Origin of the sequence: Burkholderia sp. BCC1998, from assembly GCF_905339875.1 — a bacterium.
Classification (GTDB): domain Bacteria; phylum Pseudomonadota; class Gammaproteobacteria; order Burkholderiales; family Burkholderiaceae; genus Burkholderia.
Genome location: NZ_CAJPHE010000084.1, coordinates 1 through 796, shown reverse-complemented (window position 1 = coordinate 796; position 796 = coordinate 1). Strand labels below are relative to the sequence as shown.

General features: G+C 64.9%; 1 protein-coding gene. It reads right to left on the bottom strand.

Annotation, left to right across the window (positions count from 1 at the left end; genetic code table 11):
- On the bottom strand, positions 1-796 hold a 796-nt coding region (locus U5A56_RS36880; protein WP_321927401.1), incomplete at both ends, for an NAD(P)/FAD-dependent oxidoreductase.

Below are 796 nucleotides of genomic sequence, written 5' to 3'. Positions count from 1 at the left end.
CGCGTTCAGGAAGCCCGCGTCGTCGCCGATCAACGCGCCGCCCGGGAACACCGTCTTCGGCAGCGACAGCAGGCCGCCGGCCGTGATCGCCCGCGCGCCGTACGACACACGCTTGCCGCCTTCCAGGAATGCGCGGATCGACGGATGCGTCTTGTAGCGCTGGAACTCCTCGAACGGCGACAGGTACGGGTTCGTATAGCCGAGGCCGACCACGAAGCCGACCACGACCTGGTTGTTGTCCATGTGATACAGGAACGAGCCGCCGTAGGTGTCCGACTTCAGCGGCCAGCCGGCCGTGTGGATCACGAGGCCCGGCTTGTGCTTCGCCGGATCGATTTCCCACAGTTCCTTGATGCCGATCCCGTACGCCTGCGGATCGGCGTTCGCGTCGAGCTTGAACTTCGAGATCAGCTGACGGCCAAGGTGGCCGCGGCAGCCTTCGGCGAACAGCGTGTACTTCGCGTGCAGTTCCATGCCGAGCTGGAAGTTCTCGGTCGGCTCGCCGTCCTTGCCTACGCCCATGTTGCCGGTGGCGACGCCTTTCACGGAACCGTCGTCGTTGTAGAGAATCTCCGCGGCCGGGAAGCCCGGGAAGATCTCGACGCCCAAGGCTTCCGCCTGCTGGCCGAGCCAGCGCGTGACGTTGCCGAGCGAGATCACGTAGTTGCCGTGGTTCTTGAAGTTGTCGGGCAGCGCCCAGTTGGGTGTGGTGACCGCGCTGCTCTCGGACAGGAACAGGAAGCGATCTTCGGTCACCTCGACGTTCAACGGCGCCCCCTGTTCCTTCCAGTCGGGA